Source organism: Mesorhizobium sp. M1334 (assembly GCF_040317995.1).
GTDB lineage: Bacteria > Pseudomonadota > Alphaproteobacteria > Rhizobiales > Rhizobiaceae > Mesorhizobium.
Window position 1 is genome coordinate 1 of sequence record NZ_JAMYLM010000035.1, and the last position, 14,512, is coordinate 14,512.

Annotated in this window: 15 protein-coding genes and 1 pseudogene; 7 read left to right on the top strand and 9 right to left on the bottom strand. The window is 59.8% G+C overall.

The window, feature by feature from the left end:
- Nucleotides 1-557 precede the first annotated feature (557 nt).
- Together NKH17_RS30820 and NKH17_RS30825 are read left to right on the top strand one after the other, a co-directional pair.
- Nucleotides 558-923: a low affinity iron permease family protein gene (locus tag NKH17_RS30820; protein ID WP_352903178.1), complete on the top strand. Its 366-nt coding sequence runs from the start codon at nt 558-560 to the stop codon at nt 921-923.
- Nucleotides 924-1,122: 199 nt separating this feature from the next.
- Entirely contained in the window at nt 1,123-1,335 is a 213-nt protein-coding gene (locus NKH17_RS30825) for a hypothetical protein (protein WP_352903183.1), read from the top strand.
- On the opposite strand, the pseudogene NKH17_RS30830 reads toward NKH17_RS30825, so the two are convergent.
- Both NKH17_RS30830 and NKH17_RS30835 read right to left on the bottom strand, forming a co-directional pair.
- Nucleotides 1,323-1,615 (bottom strand): annotated as a pseudogene (locus tag NKH17_RS30830) (PRC-barrel domain containing protein). The gene NKH17_RS30825 and the pseudogene NKH17_RS30830 overlap by 13 nt on opposite strands.
- A 278-nt stretch (nt 1,616-1,893) precedes the next feature.
- Nucleotides 1,894-2,505, bottom strand: a complete 612-nt coding sequence (locus tag NKH17_RS30835; RefSeq protein ID WP_352903181.1) for a BA14K family protein — start codon at nt 2,503-2,505, stop codon at nt 1,894-1,896.
- A gap of 523 nt (nt 2,506-3,028) precedes the next feature.
- On the opposite strand from NKH17_RS30835, the gene NKH17_RS30840 reads away from it, so the two are divergent.
- The 3 genes from NKH17_RS30840 to NKH17_RS30850 are packed head-to-tail and all read left to right on the top strand — an operon-like array spanning nt 3,029 to nt 4,900.
- The gene (locus tag NKH17_RS30840; protein ID WP_352973227.1) at nt 3,029-4,015 is read left to right on the top strand and encodes an NAD(P)/FAD-dependent oxidoreductase; all 987 of its coding nucleotides are present in this window, start codon (nt 3,029-3,031) and stop codon (nt 4,013-4,015) included.
- Nucleotides 3,988-4,503, top strand: coding sequence for a protein adenylyltransferase SelO family protein (locus NKH17_RS30845; RefSeq protein ID WP_352902451.1), 516 nt, complete (start codon nt 3,988-3,990; stop codon nt 4,501-4,503). Before NKH17_RS30840 ends, NKH17_RS30845 begins: the two co-directional genes overlap by 28 nt.
- 58 nt (nt 4,504-4,561) lie before the next feature.
- Nucleotides 4,562-4,900 carry a hypothetical protein gene (locus tag NKH17_RS30850; RefSeq protein WP_352808459.1) on the top strand — a complete coding sequence of 113 codons (339 nt, stop codon included), beginning with the start codon at nt 4,562-4,564 and terminating at the stop codon, nt 4,898-4,900.
- 90 nt (nt 4,901-4,990) lie between these two features.
- On the opposite strand, the gene NKH17_RS30855 is transcribed toward NKH17_RS30850, so the two are convergent.
- The 5 genes from NKH17_RS30855 to NKH17_RS30875 all read right to left on the bottom strand — a co-directional run bounded on the left by NKH17_RS30855 (nt 4,991) and on the right by NKH17_RS30875 (nt 10,854).
- Nucleotides 4,991-5,848, bottom strand: coding sequence for a protein-L-isoaspartate O-methyltransferase family protein (locus tag NKH17_RS30855; RefSeq protein ID WP_352902454.1), 858 nt, complete (start codon nt 5,846-5,848; stop codon nt 4,991-4,993).
- Nucleotides 5,849-6,173: 325 nt separating this feature from the next.
- Nucleotides 6,174-7,304, bottom strand: coding sequence for a LacI family DNA-binding transcriptional regulator (locus NKH17_RS30860; RefSeq protein WP_352902457.1), 1,131 nt, complete (start codon nt 7,302-7,304; stop codon nt 6,174-6,176).
- A 78-nt stretch (nt 7,305-7,382) separates the two neighbouring features.
- A complete protein-coding gene (locus NKH17_RS30865) occupies nt 7,383-8,912 on the bottom strand; it encodes an amino acid ABC transporter permease/ATP-binding protein (protein WP_352902460.1) in 1,530 nt (509 codons plus the stop codon).
- Between the two features lie 76 nt (nt 8,913-8,988).
- The gene (locus NKH17_RS30870) at nt 8,989-9,825 is read right to left on the bottom strand and encodes an ABC transporter substrate-binding protein (RefSeq protein ID WP_352509064.1); all 837 of its coding nucleotides are present in this window, start codon (nt 9,823-9,825) and stop codon (nt 8,989-8,991) included.
- Between the two features lie 162 nt (nt 9,826-9,987).
- Nucleotides 9,988-10,854, bottom strand: a complete 867-nt coding sequence (locus tag NKH17_RS30875; RefSeq protein WP_352902463.1) for a PfkB family carbohydrate kinase — start codon at nt 10,852-10,854, stop codon at nt 9,988-9,990.
- Between the two features lie 102 nt (nt 10,855-10,956).
- On the opposite strand from NKH17_RS30875, the gene NKH17_RS30880 reads away from it, so the two are divergent.
- The gene (locus NKH17_RS30880) at nt 10,957-11,958 is read left to right on the top strand and encodes an SIS domain-containing protein (RefSeq protein ID WP_352902466.1); all 1,002 of its coding nucleotides are present in this window, start codon (nt 10,957-10,959) and stop codon (nt 11,956-11,958) included.
- 64 nt (nt 11,959-12,022) lie between these two features.
- Nucleotides 12,023-13,150 (top strand): NAD(P)/FAD-dependent oxidoreductase, encoded by a 1,128-nt coding sequence (locus NKH17_RS30885; RefSeq protein ID WP_352902468.1) that lies wholly within the window; start codon nt 12,023-12,025, stop codon nt 13,148-13,150.
- A gap of 682 nt (nt 13,151-13,832) precedes the next feature.
- Here the strand turns inward: NKH17_RS30885 and NKH17_RS30890 are convergent.
- Entirely contained in the window at nt 13,833-14,270 is a 438-nt protein-coding gene (locus NKH17_RS30890; RefSeq protein WP_352902471.1) for a TA system VapC family ribonuclease toxin, read from the bottom strand.
- Nucleotides 14,267-14,494, bottom strand: coding sequence for a CopG family transcriptional regulator (locus NKH17_RS30895; RefSeq protein WP_352808431.1), 228 nt, complete (start codon nt 14,492-14,494; stop codon nt 14,267-14,269). The genes NKH17_RS30890 and NKH17_RS30895 overlap by 4 nt, the downstream gene beginning before the upstream one ends.
- Nucleotides 14,495-14,512 lie beyond the last annotated feature (18 nt).

The following is a 14,512-nucleotide window of genomic DNA, read 5'->3' on the forward strand; positions in this document are numbered from 1 at the left end:
CTCAAGGCAGGAAATGGCAGTCGCTCCTTCGCTCAACTGCCTCTCCAAAGAATCCTTTCTCAGCCTAAACTCAACCCCAAAATCGCCATATGCGATTCCCCTGACCTCCCGCAGGGAGTGCAGAAGCGGAAGCACGCGACTAAGCAACATGCCTTGACGAGGCTGGTTTCGGCCGCGGAACTTTGCTCCTCATATCGGGTTGGCGTTTCTCAATGGAGAAAAGAGCCATGTCGAAAAGACCCGTTTTGAAAACGAGCTGGCCGGCAAGCCGGCGCCAGAGGCGGAGGCCAGGGGCCAGTCCGAAAAGAGCCATAAAGGGGGAACGAACGACGGTGTCTCTCACGCCAATCCTCGCGCCCTGTCCGGAGAGGATGACGGGGACGCCACGTTCCCGTATAAGCGGAAAAGTAAGGACGACTGCACAGCAACGATTCATGGGCAGTCCCGGAGCCTTATTCCGCTGGCTCATAAGCGAGGGCCGTCCGCGTTCGGACGGCCATTGACGAGCACCCAAAATCGGACCCCAATCGGATTGCATCATTTGTTTGGGGATTCACATGAACCGATTTCTCTTTATGATCGCTGACTTTCTTTCCCGCCCGCCCGGCTTCTATGTGATCATCGCCGCGATGATCGCCTGCACTGCGATGGTTCCTTTCGGCCTAACAAGCGTAATTACCTATGCGCTTTCAGTAGCTGCGATTGTGATTACCGGCGTGGTCCTAATGCAGGGTTATCGCGACACCGCTGCCATCCATGCGAAGCTCGATGAAATCATCGTCGCATTGAAGGAAACGAGGAACAATGTCGTCGGGCTGGAACACGCCGAGCCTGAGGAAATCAAGGCCCATTTGGCGCGGCTCGAAATGGAAGCGGCGGCGGCCAATCAAGAAGCTGAGCAGGAGAGGGTCTCCGGCGCCTGAGCGCTACTGCGGCTCCCAAGCAAAGTGTGCGGGCAGCGGGAAGCGCAAAACAGGTCGTGGGCATGTGCCCGCTGCCGGTTACCGCTGTGACCGGTGCGCGGGCGGCTCAGACAAGGGCTGTTCGCGAACATATTGTATGCCTCTTCCAACTAGCGTGCCGCTTCGTCTATCCTGTCATTCCTTGCTATGGAATATCGATGTGGACGAACCAACCGTCCCCCTACGCTCCATCACTCCATCACTCCATCACGACCTTCGAGCCGATCGGCAATTCTTTCTTCTCGAAGGATCGCCTGATCGCGCCGATGCGCTGGTCTGGGCGCTGACTGAGCTGATGCTCGACGGCACAACCTTTACGTTGGCGTGTGAAAAGGCCCGGCAGTGCCAGGCCAAGACAGATCAGCTATCGTGATGCTCAGGTAGCTCCTTCAATTGGTCGGTAGTCATCTGCGTGATGGCATGCACGGTGCCGTCTTCGTCCCGCATGAAATCGAGCTGACTCGCATACAGCGCTACCCGCTTTGATCCGATGCCCAGGAACCCGCCAAGATCGAAGCGACTTGGGCCTGGTCTCCGGTTCCATGGACGTGGTCTACCGTACTGATTTCCTCATCATCGCGCCCGTAGATGGTCGCGCCTTCAACAACGTCAGCGCGCAGTTCAGCATTCGTAAGCCGATTGGTGTGGTCCATTGTGGTCTCCTCTCAGTTGGCCCGAGGTAACCCCGATAGGGCCGACTGTTCCGAATCATTATTCAAAGAATAGGCCGTGGCGAACCTCATCACGCTGTTTCGCGAAGCCTAATCAATCTCGTCTCGCGCATGGGGACAGAGCGGGACAAAGCGTCGAGCAGCTCTGTGCGCTTCCCCTCCTAGTCCAGATCCTCAATGCTTACCGTGGCGCCTGGCTGCCGCGGAAGATCGTCGCGTTGGGATCGACCTTCACGCTCGACAATCTCTGAGACTAGCAATCACTGGCATTGCCTTCGCGGCCCGCCTCCAAAAGGCTGGTAGGAGTTATCCTCCGGCCGATAAGAGCGATAATGGCTGAAGCAGTAATCAACGTGCTGTGCGCTTTGATATCCACTCGAGGCCGCCGCCTCCGTATAGCCAATGTTTTCGGGAGAGGCGCTGGAGGGGCGTGTGACGACGTTGTGATCAGAAAAGGGTGAGATGCATTCGCGGGCGACGCCGCTGTACGATCTGTAGCTGTTGTCGTCGGGGCGGTACGAGCGGTACCGATGGGTGCACCAGTTCACATGGTCACTGCTCAGGGTCGTGGACGCCGAAGTTTGCGGCGCACTGTTTGACGCGGTCCTAGTGTGGTCGACGGCCGGCGCTGGTTCAGGCGCTTGTTCATGTGTCCGGGGCTCCACGGCGGGCTGTCTTTCGACACGCTTAAGGTTTCGCAGGGTGGTGTCGACCTTTATCGCCTGGGTCGGCAATACCATTGCTGCGTCCACGGCGGGCTTTTGGACCGGAACCGGTTTCGCGGTGAGATAGGTGATCGCGAGCGCAGCCCCACCCACGAATACGCAAAGCGTGAGCGCAAAGCCGCTCAACGCCGCCAGTAGATACTTCATCTCTCGCTCCAGCTTCTTCGCCCTTCAGGGCAGAAATGCAAACTCGGGCTCAGAGTTCCACCCAGCCTGAGGTGAGAGACGGAGCACCATGACCAAACTTCATAGCGCTTGCCGAGGGGGACCAAGCTCGTCGCTCGCATGGTCAGGGAGCGGAACAAGGTGTCGAGCAGCTAATATTCGATGCCACTCCACGCCGAGCAGCTCGAGCTCCGCGCCGTTTGGGCGTTCCGCGGACTGTTAATGTAAGAATTCGGGCAGCCTGGGAAGTCCGATCGGTAGACTTGTTCATCTCCGAGCTACTTCGCGCGGCCACATCGTGCAATGCCGCCTCCCAGCGGTCGCTAGACGCAAGGATGACGAAGCGTTGACCTCGTCCCCCCGCAGGCATGTCGGAGATTCGATGGCGGAATGCATGAAACGCCCGATTGGCGTGCCACTGTAACCAAATGGCTTGCTCCGCGTTTCCTTCAACGGCGTTCGACTGTACGCTCGCGATGCAGCCGTGTGATTTCAGGATTTCTGAATGGTCCACCGGGACACGAGCCGGCATGAAGGAAGCTTCGACTGCCTGATCGTAGGTGGCGGGCCAGCGGGCCTAGCGGCTGCGACTTACCTTGGAAGATTTCGAAGGCGAGTAATTGTTGTCGACGCAGATGAGAGCCGTGCAAAGTGGATTCCCTTGACGCGCAACTGCCCAGGCTTCCCAGACGGCATCACCGGCCCTGACCTACTTGACCGCCTCGAACTGCAGGCCACTCGATACGGCGCAAGCTTGGTCCACGACAGGATCGTATCCATTCGCAGAACGAAGGCTGGGTTTTTGGCGGGCGCTTCATCTCCCATTCGTGCCCGCTCGGTGCTCATTGCAACCGGCGTTGTTGACACCCTCCCGGATCTTCCTGGCGCTACCGACATGATCCAAGCTGGCGTCTTGCGATTGTGCCCTATCTGCGATGGCTATGAAGCCATCGACAAACGGGTGGCCGTCATCGGACCGGCCGAACACGCAATGAAAAAGGCCTTGTTCATGCGCACCTTCACTCAGGATCTCACTTTGCTGATTACCGATCCATCCGAGCCCTCCCCCGACAAGCGTACCAAGCTCAAGAGGGCCGGTATCGAGATCGGCGTATGCAGACCCAATGCCGTTTGCGCCACGGGCCGGGAGGCGGTCGTGGAACTCATCGACGGCGGAACGCTGTCGTTTGACACCATCTACCCTGCGATGGGCTCGACCATCCGCTCGAGGCTCGCGGTCGACCTTGGTGCATGCTGTGACAAAGCGGGCAACCTCGTCGTAGATTCGCGCCAGCGCACCGCAGTCACCGGACTTTATGCAGCCGGAGATGTGGTCAATGAGATCAATCAGCTTGCCGTAGCATTCGGCCACGCAGCGGTCGCTGCAACCGACATGCACAACTATCTTGCGAATGGCGACGCGAGCGTTGATCCGAGGCGCAGGCCGACCTGGTGGCGCGCTGGATGCTGGTCGGCTTCATCCACGGCGTGATGGCGATATCCGGCAGACGATCGATTACGGCCCTTGCGCCTTCATGGACATATATGATCCTCGGGCGGTATTCAGCTCGATCGATCAAATTTGGCCTCTATGCCTATGTCAACGAGCCGCACATCGCCGTATGGAACCTGACGCGGTTCACTGAGACACTGCTGCCGCTGCTGAATGAGGATGGGGATGAAGCAGTCTCTGAAGCGGAGAGGCAATTCCAGTCGCGTTATGAGGCTACTTTCCACCGTGGCATAAGTAGAAGACTTGAACTGCTGAGCGAACCCGAAGGGGGACTTGCAGCTTGCGAGCGATCTTTCGAAGCTATGGCTCGCGGCGGTGCGGATTTCACGCTTACCTTCAGACGCCCCGGAAAAGCGCGGCGCGACAACTGTTCAAAGAGCCCAGCGCATTCGACGCCTGGTCAAGGAAGTGGTGCGAGCGCCTGGCACGCGTACCAGCCGAGGTGGCATTTCGCAAACAGGTCATGAATTCCAGCAATCCCAAATTCATTCCCCGCAATCATCGCATTGAGGTGATGATCAAAACCTGCTCGCCGGCGGACCGCGCGAGCACGATTACGGCGAAGCCGCCGCCGATGCCATCGACACGGAAGTACGCGACATTGTGGCGGCCGCATTCGAACGAACCGTCGGCCTGCTCACCGAGCGGCGCGACGTGCTGGAAAGGGCGGCACGCAGGCTGCTCGAGACCGAGACGCTCGACGAGACTGAACTTGCGTCGCTAGTCGCAGACGTCTCGGCGGCGGATCGTGCTGCACGGGATGGGTCTGGTCAGTCGTCGGACAAGCGGAAGCCTGCGCTGCAGCCGGCAAGGACCGCGGCTGCAATCCCCACGCGCGGATCGGGGAAATTTCGGACGCAATAACAATGCTTAGGACTGCTCCCGACGGATGGATCGCCCTTGGAAAGCCGTGCCGCACGCTACGGCGGCGACACGCGACATTGATATCGATCTCTAGGCCTTCGAAATCCAGTACGTCTCAGTCACCAGCCAAGCGTTCTCGATCCCGTTTGCTGGTCGGCCTCGATGATATTGCGCGAGACCGGTGACTTTGCCTCGGGCCCCCTTGAGGGCAGCCTTCAAGGCCTTTTCTTCGTCACTGCGCCTGGCTCCGCTGCAGGGGTAAAACCCGCATGGCACAAGTGGCCGTACGGGAAATGTATCGCCAGCTCTTTCCAGAAGCATCATGAAGCCTCGTTGGTCTTCGCCCGTGAACGGCAGCGCCATCCGGCCAGCGTCGGACAAATTTGAAAGCCACCGTTCCGGCACGTGCGTCACTCCGGCAAAGGCGACAACGACATCGAGGTCTGGCAGATCAACTGCCTGCGTTGCATCACCGAAAATCACGTCGACATGGGCATAATGAGCAAGATTGCTTTGCGCGCGCCGGGCGAGTTCTTCGTCGATCTCATATGCAATCACGCGTCCTTCAGAACCCGTCAGTTCAGCGAGGATGGCGGTGAAATAGCCGACACCGGCGCCTACCTGAAGGACGGTCTGGCCGGGAGCGATGTTCACATGGTCGAAAACCAAGGCCCAAAGCGACGGCAAACCGCTGTTTAATCCGCGTTTTTCGTCCAGTGAGACCAGAACGTCGTGGTAAATCTCATGAAGTGCGGCTGAAGGGCTGGTATGGACCGCCCCGATCTTCAATCTCGAATGGATACGCCATGGCCCGTTGCCAAGGTAGTGTTCGCGCGGAACCTTTGCGAAGGCCTCGATGACAGCAGGGTTGTGCAAGACTGGTGATGAGACACGCAGGTCTTCGGCAAACCACCGGCGCGCTTTACTAGCATCGCTTCTTGTTGGCATGGAATGTCGGCTCCCGGATTGTGCGCACGCTGTGATGCTCTCAGAAAACCGGCCGACGGCAAAGGATCCCCGCACTGCTGGGCGATGCGCGTCGTCCGTTTGCCTTCGACCGCTGCTTTGCCGAGCGCCCTGCCCTCTCCGCCCGTGGACCCGCCCGGCTGCTGGCGTTCGCAGTTTAAACCGAAAATGGCGCGTCGGTTCCAGGTCAGCGATTTCAAACTAACTTGTCGATGTTTTCCAGAATGAAGCACGACCGTTTTGCGTCAATACAGCCACAGCTTGAATGTCAGCGACGCACCTGCTGCGGGACCTCAGATGATCCAACCTACGATTGGCCATGCACGGCAATGGAATTTCGTTCCACGATCTGGGCTGCCAGGACACGATGCTCGAAAGGTAACGTGGCCTGCGCTAACCTCTTCAAGAGAAGCTCCGCCGCCGCCGCCCCGATCAAATGCGCTGGCTGGGCGATGGCTGTGATACCCTGGGCCACGAATTGCATCCAATCGAGATCGTCGAAGCAAAGCAGCGAAACGTCTCCTGGAATCGCAAGTCTTAGTGCGGAAGTCGCCTCCAGAACGCCTGTCGACATCACACCATCGGCGGTAAATAGAGCGGACGGCGTATTGCGCATTGTCAGCAGATCGAGCGCCTCCTTGCGAGCTGCCTCGCTAGAATAGACCGCTACGCGGCGGATCAACCGTGGATCCGGCTCGATACCTGCGGCACGATGGGCTTCGAGATAACCCAACAATCGTTGCCAGCTTGGATGATGGTAGCGAACATCGAAGCTGGAGAGATCAACGTTCGCCACAAAGGAGCCAACATCATCGCGGTGGCCCGGCCCGAGTTCCGCCAGTATTCCGATGCGGCTGTGTCCGGCGGCGATCATGGCCGCGATGCTGTTACGCGTTACAGAAACGTTGTCGACCACGACTGAATCGGTTTCCAGGCCCGCCACTATACGGTCGAACTGCACGACGGGGCAGCGGGCCGCGACTGCTTCACGAAGATGATCCGGCTCGTCCACGAAGGTCGATGAGACGATCAGCCCATCGACCTGCTTTTCCAGCAGCAACTGCACCGCCTCTCGCTCGAGTTCGGCATTTTCGTCACTATTCGTGACGATTACCCCGAAGCCGCCACGGCGCGCGACATCCCCTATTCCGCGCAGCACGCTGGCGTAGAATGGGCTTTCGATGTCGCCAACCACAACTCCGATAGTCTGCGTCTTACCGGTGATCAGGCCTTTGGCCAGGCGATTGGGGCGATAGCCCAGCGCAGCTGCGGCGGCGCGCACCTTCTCCTGAACCTCGGAGCTGCTGTAGCCGTAGCCACCAAGGACACGCCCGGCGGTGGCGGAGCTCACCCCGGCCCGGCGAGCGACCTCTATGATAGTTGCGTTTTTCGACGATCTTTCAGTCACTCGGCAAACCCCGCCGTCACGCGCGCGCATGACGGCGACCTAGCGGCAGTTAAGCCAGCCCCGCAAGGCCGAACACCGCAACAGCCGCCGTTACGCACACCATTGCAATCACAGCACCTCTGACAAAAAGCGCCGAAGACGTGGACTCTGCGGATTGTCGAAAAGGTCCTCTGGTCGTCCTGCCTCGACAATCCGCCCCTCGTCCATGAATACGACCTGGTTCGCGACCTTGCGAGCGAAGTTCATCTCGTGTGTAACGACGACCATCGTCATCCCGCCCCGTCCGAGGTCGGCCATCAAGTTCAGGACACCCTTGACCAATTCCGGATCGAGCGCACTGGTGACTTCGTCGAACAGCATAATTTCGGGTTCGAGGGCCAGGGCGCGCGCGATGGCCACCCGCTGCTGTTGCCCGCCCGAGAGATTGGCCGGCCGATGGTCTTTGCGCTCCAGCAGTCCGACTTCATGCAGCCTCGCTAAGGCCGCCCCCTCAGCCTCCTCGCGCGACATGCGCTTAACTTTGCGCAGCGCCAGGGTGATGTTGGCGAGCGCGCTGCGGTCTGGAAACAGATTGAACTGCTGGAAAACCATGCCGACGCGCCGCCGGAGTTGGTCAGGGGTCTGTTTGTAGATGCTTTCGCCATCGAGCAGAATGTCGCCGGCTCGACACTCTACGAGGCGGTTGAGGCAACGCAGCAAGGTCGACTTGCCCGAGCCGGACGGACCGACGAGGCAGGTGACGGTCCCGGGCTCGACTTTCAGACTGACGTCATGAAGCACCTGGACGGCGCCGTAGGCCATGTCGATGTTCTTGACCTCGATGCCGCCGCCCTTGAAGCGGGTGGGCGCCACTGCGGGCAATTTCGCTGCGCCCGGCACGACCGCCTCGGCAAGCTCGGCGACTTCCTTGAGGCCGCTCTGCACAGCGGTGATACGTTTGCCGACGCGCATCCGCGCGTCGATGTAATTGACGAGGTGGGTCAGCGGCACCGTGATCACGAGATAGAACACGCCGGCCAGCAACAGCGGCGACAGATTGCCGGTCAGCACGGCCTGATCCTGGCCAACGCGGAACAGTTCGCGTTCGGAGGCGAGCAGACCAAGGAAATAGACCAGGCTGGAGTCTTTGACGTTGCCAATGAACTGGTTGACCAGTGCAGGCAGGACGCGGCGGATGCCTTGAGGGATCACCACCAGGCGCATGCCTTGGCCATACGTCATACCGAGAGTGCGGGTGGCGTCGATCTGACCACGCTCGACGCTCTGGATGCCGGCGCGGAAAATCTCTCCGATATAGGCGCCGGCGATCAGGCTGAGCGCCAGAATGCCCAGCGGATAAGGCGATGGACCGAACAGATCTCGGCCCAACCGCGCGAAGCCTTGGCCAATGATCAGGATCGTGACAATAGCAGGAAGCCCGCGGAAGATATCGGTGTAGACCCGCGCAAGGAGTTTCAGCGGCCGGTTCTCCGAAATCCCCATGACTGCGAGGACGATACCGATCAGCGTCCCGAAAAACGTCGAGGCAAGGGCCAGGATCAAAGTGTTCTTGAGGCCGACCATCACCATGTTTGGCAGAACTTCTGCCATCGCCTGGAAATCAAGGAAGCTGCGGGCGAAGGTATCGAACCAGCTCATATCAAGTCCATCTATAACTCGGCCGGGCACCGTTGCTCACGGGCCCGGCCGGAAACGAAAATGAATACGCGCGAATTTACTTCTTGGGCAGATATTGATCGGGCATCGGAGTGCCCGGGAACCACTTCTCATGCAGCCGTTTCCAGGTGCCATCGTCCATGGCCTCGCGCAGCGCCTTGTTGAGCGCCTCGCGGAAGGCATCGTTGCCTTTCTTGACCACGAACCCGGCCGGCGCATCGAAGGACGGCACGTTCATTGTTATCTTCAGGTTCTTATAGCGCTCCACATACTGCTTGGCCGACTCATAATCAGTGAAATGGCCATCGATCGTCCCGTTATTCAGCGCCGCCACCGCAGTGTTGTTGTCGGGGAATTTGACAATGTCGCCCTTCAGATTCTTCTCGGCATAGATTTCCTGCAGCGTTCCCTGGATCACGCCGATGCGCTTTCCGGCGGTGCTCTCATTGCTCGTCAGTGCCGGATCAGCCGAAATGATCGACAGGTAGCCGGCGAGATAGCCGTCGCCAAAATCCACGGTCTTCTTGCGCTCCGCGGTCGTGCCGATGGCCGCGACAGCGACGTCGAAGCGGCCGTTGGCAACCGACGGCAGCAGCGCCGAGAATTCCTGGCCGGTGAAAACGACCTGTTCCTCCTTGAACCCGAGCCGGCGCGCCACATCACGGAACAGTTCGGCGTCGAAGCCAGTGAAGTTACCGTTGGCGTCGGTGAAGACATAGGGTTTCGCATCGCCCATGGTTCCGACGCTGATCACCGTCGGGTCGATGAGGTTGTAGGGGTTGTCGGCCGCGTTTGCCTGCGTTGACGAGGCCAACGTGCCAAGTCCTGTCAACAGCGCGATCGTCAGCGCCAGACCGGATTTCACAAGTTGGCGCCTGCTCAAATTCGTGTGCATGTCTTCTCCTCTTACGATTGGCCGAACTCGGCCCTGCGATCCCACTCGACTCTCATCCATCAAAACGCTCTTAGGTGGCGTTTTGGTCAGATAGGTGAGAACGTTATCATTTTCCCTAGCATTGTCCATTTCTCGCGTCAATTGCTTCGGAGAATTTCGCTGCTAGACGGTTTTCCAGTCTTGAGCGTGCCTAGCTCCGCGAAGGATCTCCGGCGTCATCTTTCCTAACTCGATTGCTGTCGCGTGGCCGATCGCCCCGTAGTACTGGCAGGTAGCGGCCGCCGCCTCCGCGGCATGGCCGAGAATGTCTTGAGGCGCCTCTTCCTTAAGCAGGCCGAATAGCGTTCTGGCGATGAAGGTGTCGCCCGCGCCCAGGGTGTCGACTGGTTCGACCAGCCGCGCCTCAGTGCGATAAGAGACGGTGTCGCTGTGAAGCACTGCGCCGGCTCGGCCACGAGTCACAAGGACCCACTTTGAACCACATCCAAGGAGTTCGGCTGCGATTGCGGCCAATTCGTTGTCGTCGAGACCGTCACCCGAGACGGAAGCCAGATAGCAATAGGGCCCAATCTCGCGTCGATGTCCCGGTGTCCGCCGCGTGGAAAAGTCGTAAGACAGCAGGGACTTACTCGATACAGCGGCAACCCACGGGTCTAACCCGCTGGACTGGCCGATGTGGACGGCCTGAAAGCCCGAGAGAAAATCCAGATCTTTTTGCGTCGGCGTAAACACCGAAACTCCGAGATCGAAGTCCAGGAAAATCCGATCGGCGTTGCGGTGACCTATGAGGCAGTAAGCGGTAGGCCCCTCGAGGCGCCGTAATCGGCTAACGTCCACGCGCTCCGAGGTCAATGCAGTGCGGATCAGGTCCCCTGCCCGGTCTTTGCCGATCGCTCCGACATAGGCCGATCGTCCGCCGAAGCGGCTGACATAGACCGAGACATTGAGGCAATTTCCGCCAGGATACATCTCGTCGCGAGCAAGATAACAATCGACCACGTTATCGCCTATCGCGGCAATCTTGACCATTGCAGGACTTTCGGTTTAAAGGATGTGATAACGTTCGCACAATGGCTGCCACCTGTCAATTGTGCGCCGGCCCCTAGTTCTGCCAACCAGACGAGAAAGCCCATGATTTCCGCCCTGCCCGCCGACGTGGAACGCGCCCTGACCGCTACGGCGGGCAGGCAGTTTTCGCACCTATTCCTCGTGGCGTGCGGCGGCTCGCTCTCGATCCTGATGGCAGGCAAATACTTCGTCGACCGTCACAGCGGCACATTCGCCTGCGACATCTACAACGCGGATGAGTTCGTCTGCCGAGACCCGCGACGGTTGGGACCTGAAGCGCTCGTTGTCCTTTGCTCGCAGACCGGCACCACCAAGGAGACCGTGCGGGCGGCCAATCATGCAAAACACCGAGGCGCAACGACAATCGCCATGACACTCGACCAGATATCGCCCCTCGCGCGGGCGGTCGACCACCCGATAGCTTACCAGGCATCCTACACTACGGGCAAAGCAATCGATTCAGCCTGCAGCAATTACGGCGTGCTCTACATGCTGCTCGCTGGCCTGATCGATGCTCGGGAGGATGCCAAGCTAACTGCCGACCTGCTGATGAGCCTGAGCCATCTTCAGCCGGCGATAGAGCGTGCGCACCGGACCTATGCCGAGCGGTTTCAGACCTTTGCACCCCGTTTCGCGCCGCGCAAGGCGATCTACACACTTGCCAGCGGTGCCAGCTATGGCGCGGCCTATTCGTACGCCATCTGCGTGTTGATGGAGATGCAGTGGTACGACTCGCAGGCCATACACGCGAACGAGTTTTTCCATGGCCCCTTTGAGGTGGTGGACAAGGATGCCGGCTTCGTCGTGATGTTGGGCTTGGATGAAACGAGACGCCTCACGGAACGCGCCCGCGACTTCCTTTTCAAGTACGGCAGCCGGGAAAACATCCTGGTGCTAGATGGAGCGGAACTCGACCTCAGCGGTATGTCCGATGGCATCAAACCCTATCTCGTGCCCTTGGTCTTCTTCGACACTCTATGGCGTTTTGCCTATGAGCTGGCCGGCCTGCGTGGCCGGCCGATGCTCGATGGCCGGCGCTATATGAAGAAGCTAACGGACTACTAGTTCCATCGCGCTCTGCAGCGATCCAACAACTCCCAGCCCGGCTTCTGCGTAGAAGGATTTCCCTATGACTGCACCTGCAAAACCGCGCCAAGTCGTCGTTGTCGGCGCAGGCATCTTCGGCACCTCTTCCGCGCTGCACCTCGCTCGTCTTGGTTTTGATGTAACCATTGTCAATGACGGCGCGCCGGCCAACGGTGCATCCGGCCGTTCACTTTCCTGGCTGAACTCAGCGCGACGTGCCGACACTGCCTATCACCGCTTGAGGCTTGCAGGTATCGACCGTTATCGGACCCTGGCGGCCACAAGGCCGGAAACGGCGTCGTGGCTTCGCTTTGACGGCGGCCTCACCTGGGATGCGGATGATGAGTCGAACCAGATCGCGTCCATCTGCCAGCTGGAGCAGGAAATTGGTTATGACGCGCTTCTGCTCGGCCCTGCCGAAGTTGGTGCAATGACGCCCGGCGTCAATGCCAATGCAATCACCCCGCAGGGCGCAATCTTCAATCCTGGCGAAGGATGGGTCGACCTGCCCTCCCTGATCGATCTGCTACTCAATGAATTCCGCTCCCGCGGCGGCAAGCTTATCCTGGACGCTGGACGCGTGCGGATAGATGCCACAGGTGGTCGCGCGCGTGGCGTCGTCACTGTCGACGGTGCGCCGGTAAAGGCGGATGCAGTGGTCCTTGCGGTTGGGCCAGCGACGCCTGTCATGCTTGCGGAGACCGGCGTCGATGTCCCCGACGCCACGCCGATTTCACTTCTTTTGAAGACTAAGCCGACCAAGACCGAGCTCCGTGCCGTGCTGAATACGCCGCGCGTGGCGGTGCGCCCGACGCCGGATGGCGCACTTGTTTTGGATTCGGCGTGGTCGGAGGAAGAAGTCGTGGTCAACTCGGACGGCACCTACACCGTGCACGACAAGACCATCAAAGGGCTGCTCGACGAGGCCAGTGCGGTGCTCGACGGTAATCCGCGGCTCCAACTCGCTGCCTATGCCGTCGGCCCGAAGCCTATCCCCGGCGACGGCGAGCCGGTGCTTGGCTCCGTCGAGACCGTCGCCGGTCTTTATGTCGCCTTTAGCCACAGCGGCGCCACGCTTGGACTGATCGTCGGCGAATTGCTTGCCAAAGAAATCGCCTCCGGCAATCCGCACCCCATGCTTGCAACGTTCCGCGCCAACCGTTTCAGCTGACAGGGCAATCGCGGCCGAGGTCGAACTGTCCAGATGGGCCGCGGGCCTGGCGAATCCTGGCAAGAATCGCTAAACAGCGAATTTCTGCCTCTTGCAGCTTCAACGCTGGACCGAGGGTGGTCAAGGCCAAGAAGCTGAGGTGCCCGGAAGAGCATCTCAACCCGAATCCGAGCGTGAACTCGGCCGCGCCAGCCATCGAGATGAACACGTCCCGCGGCATGCCGAAGGTCAGAAACGGCTTATCTTGGACCAGCGGGTAGAACCACTCCGGATAGGCTCGATGTTGCGAGGTCCTAGAGGTTGTAAGGTGGGACACGAACGTGCGGCGCGTCTGTCTCTCCCCAGTCTCGAACGTACTGGCGACTACACCGCCAGCGCCCCTGAGCACCGATGTCTTGCAATGGATCACCCAGCAAACATTCGTCGCCAGAAACAACAGCTTCGTTTGGTAAGCCGACGCATTGTACCAGTCGCAGGCAGCTGCGCAACGGTTCAAGCCCGACCTTGACTGGAAGCTGGAGGACGAACCATCGAAGAGGGGCGGCATGTTGAGACACTCGTGGCCTTGGACGAACGGTAGCGCATTGCGCCTGAGCGCACCGGCCTGATGGTGCTGCGCGGCTACGCCTATCTCAACCTGCGCGGTTCGGCGATGCAGAACAGACAAAAAGAGCCCGGCGGTCTACCTTGTTGGAATCAGGTGCAGTGCAGACTTCCCGCCCTTCACGGCCGCCACTGACAGCTTGCGGTCAAAGCTCGCAAGTTGGCCGCCACGCGCCTTGGCGAGCGCGAGAAGATACGTATCTGTTACCTGTGCCGAGGTCAGGATATTCGCTGCATCGATGTCGCCGGAGCAGACCAGGCTCACATCGTCGGGCCAGAAGCTGTGCCCGTGCAGAGCCCGCAACTTGGTAACGATTTGCGCAACGACGGCGGGCGAGCCGGGAGAATTGGGATATCTTTGGTTGCCGACGATGCGCAGGACGCCGTTTTCGGTGATGGGACACGTAGCCCATGCGGCGTTACCGGTCTGTTCGAACCAGCCATGCGCGTCGTCATGGGCGACGTGGCCAGGATCGATCAGTGCGATCAGCACATTGACATCGAGCAGGAACGTCAAGGCAGGTCGTCTCGCAGGGCATTGACGGTCTCAAGCGTGACAGGAGGTGCATCCGGCCGAGGCGACAGTAGAGGAATCCCGTTGCGCTCGCCGCCGGCTTGAGGCCGGCGCAGCGAGCGCCGGGCGAGATCGGTGATGACCTCGCCGAGGCTGCGATCCTGCTGCCGGGCGATGGCCTTGGCCGCGACCAGGACGTCGTCATCGATCGCCAGTGTGGTTCTCATGTCGCCCTCCTGGTGCGC

Excerpts from the sequence above, each read along its gene's own strand:
- NKH17_RS30820 (WP_352903178.1), top strand. The coding sequence starts at position 558 with ATGAACCGATTTCTCTTTATGATCGCTGACTTTCTTTCCCGCCCGCCC.
- NKH17_RS30835 (WP_352903181.1), bottom strand. The coding sequence starts at position 2,505 with ATGAAGTATCTACTGGCGGCGTTGAGCGGCTTTGCGCTCACGCTTTGC.
- NKH17_RS30840 (WP_352973227.1), top strand. The coding sequence starts at position 3,029 with ATGGTCCACCGGGACACGAGCCGGCATGAAGGAAGCTTCGACTGCCTG.
- NKH17_RS30845 (WP_352902451.1), top strand. The coding sequence starts at position 3,988 with ATGCTGGTCGGCTTCATCCACGGCGTGATGGCGATATCCGGCAGACGA.
- NKH17_RS30855 (WP_352902454.1), bottom strand. The coding sequence starts at position 5,848 with ATGCCAACAAGAAGCGATGCTAGTAAAGCGCGCCGGTGGTTTGCCGAA.
- NKH17_RS30860 (WP_352902457.1), bottom strand. The coding sequence starts at position 7,304 with ATGCGCGCGCGTGACGGCGGGGTTTGCCGAGTGACTGAAAGATCGTCG.
- NKH17_RS30865 (WP_352902460.1), bottom strand. The coding sequence starts at position 8,912 with ATGAGCTGGTTCGATACCTTCGCCCGCAGCTTCCTTGATTTCCAGGCG.
- NKH17_RS30870 (WP_352509064.1), bottom strand. The coding sequence starts at position 9,825 with ATGCACACGAATTTGAGCAGGCGCCAACTTGTGAAATCCGGTCTGGCG.
- NKH17_RS30875 (WP_352902463.1), bottom strand. The coding sequence starts at position 10,854 with ATGGTCAAGATTGCCGCGATAGGCGATAACGTGGTCGATTGTTATCTT.
- NKH17_RS30880 (WP_352902466.1), top strand. The coding sequence starts at position 10,957 with ATGATTTCCGCCCTGCCCGCCGACGTGGAACGCGCCCTGACCGCTACG.
- NKH17_RS30885 (WP_352902468.1), top strand. The coding sequence starts at position 12,023 with ATGACTGCACCTGCAAAACCGCGCCAAGTCGTCGTTGTCGGCGCAGGC.
- NKH17_RS30895 (WP_352808431.1), bottom strand. The coding sequence starts at position 14,494 with ATGAGAACCACACTGGCGATCGATGACGACGTCCTGGTCGCGGCCAAG.